Source organism: Candidatus Nanopusillus massiliensis (genome assembly GCF_920984865.1).
In genome coordinates, this window is sequence record NZ_OV100765.1 from 231005 (window position 1) to 232820 (window position 1816).

At 24.1% G+C, this 1816-nt stretch carries 1 protein-coding gene and 2 pseudogenes (1 of these 3 only partly in view); all 3 read right to left on the minus strand.

Translation table 11 applies throughout. The annotated features are described in order from the left end of the window. Positions 1 to 422, minus strand: a pseudogene (locus LUA84_RS01610) (amino acid--tRNA ligase-related protein); it reaches 196 nt to the left of the window's first position. After that, positions 392 to 781, minus strand: a pseudogene (locus LUA84_RS04145) (amino acid--tRNA ligase-related protein). Before LUA84_RS04145 ends, LUA84_RS01610 begins: the two co-directional pseudogenes overlap by 31 nt. Continuing rightward, positions 778 to 1353, minus strand: coding sequence for an OB-fold nucleic acid binding domain-containing protein (locus LUA84_RS01615; RefSeq protein ID WP_231434145.1), 576 nt, complete (start codon positions 1351 to 1353; stop codon positions 778 to 780). The pseudogene LUA84_RS04145 and the gene LUA84_RS01615 overlap by 4 nt, the downstream one beginning before the upstream one ends. Positions 1354 to 1816: the final 463 nt, after the last annotated feature.

Sequence of the window (1816 nt, forward strand, 5' to 3'; positions counted from 1 at the left end):
AATGCTTCTATAAAGNNCTGATCATATAAATGTGCTTCTTCAAATCCTAATTCTCTCATTTTTGCTTGTTCTAATAATAATTTATTTTGTAATATTGGATCATTTAATTCAGAATATATATTTGTAATTTCTACTCCTAAGATATATCCTTCTGCTCTCTCAACTAAGGAACCATATTTTCTACTTATTTTACAGAAAGGTGTACTCTCTTTTGGATGTTCTATAATATATGTTGGTTCAATTAATTTATCTTCAACCAATTCTTCAAATAATGCAGTAATTGCTAGACCCCTATTATATTCTTTTAATTCTAATTGAATATTATTCTGTTTCATTATTTCCAGTATTTCTTCATCTGATAATTTTGTTACATCTATATTTGTATATTCTTTTAATTCACATACATTGTTAGTCTTCTCCAAGGAGGTTTTAATGATATCTTTCTATCATTATATTCAATATAATCTCTTCCAATAACATCTTTTGCAATTCCATATATTAAATTTTCTACTAATTCCATCATTTTATCTCTATTTGCATATGCTTCATATGCTTCAAACATTGTAAATTCTGGATTATGCCTAATATCTATTGATTCATTTCTAAAATCTTATCCCATTTCATATACTTTATTAAATCCACCAACAATTAATCTTTTTAAATATAGTTCAACAGCAATTCTTAAATACCAATTCTCTTTTAAATCATATGCATATGTAATAAATGGTTTTGCATTTGCTCCTCCATATATTGGTTGTAATACTGGTGTTTGAACCTCTATATACCTAAATTTTCAAAATATTTTCTTACATAACTTATTGTTTTAAATCTTATTTCAAAATATTTCCTTACTTCGTCATTCATTAATAAATCTAAATATCTTTTTCTATATCTCTCTTCTACATCAGAGAATCCATACCATTGATCTGGCAAAGAAATTAATGCTTTTGTTAATATAATCCAATCTTCAGCAAATACAGATAATTCTCCAGCTTTTGTTTTTCCTACTTTTCCATATACTCCAATTATATCCCCTCTCTGAATAAACTCAAATGCGTCATCAAAATTTTTTGTTATATCTTTTTTAATAACAACCTGTATTCTATAACCTTCTTCTTTTATATCATAGAATACAATTCCACCATGTTTTCTAATTGAATAAACTCTTCCAGTAATTTTAACATACTTATCCATAAATTTATTAGGATCATTTACTATTTCCTTTACATCATTCGACTTATCAAATTCATATGGATATGGATTATATCCTTTTTCTTTCATTTTTTCTAATACTTTTAATCTATCTACAATATCTATATCTAAACCAGTTTTAGGTTGGTCTTTATTCTCCATAGCATAATTCATTGTAGAATTTAATTTATAGATATTAACAGAAAAATCCTTATTATTGAGTNTTCCGATTCAGGTTCATACATAAACTAATTTAAAAAATATTTTTAAATTTTTGGAGTTCTAATTGATTTTATAAATTTAAAGTATATTTATAACATCATTTTCAGATAAATATTTAACATTCTTCTATTAATCTTTTATATTTACTTTTGATGATCGTTTATTTTTATCTATAATAATATTTGCATAACATCTTCCGAGATTATAGATCCATACATTTTCTTCTTCAATGTTTAGTAGGTTTTTATTTTCAACATCAATCTTTACATGTTCTTATATTTCCGTCTATAAATTTATACGCTTCTGGATATCTATAATATGCATTTTTATAAAAGTATATTAAAAATTCTAAAAGAAATTTTAAAAAATTTTATTAAAAAAGCTTCCCATTCATCCATATAAG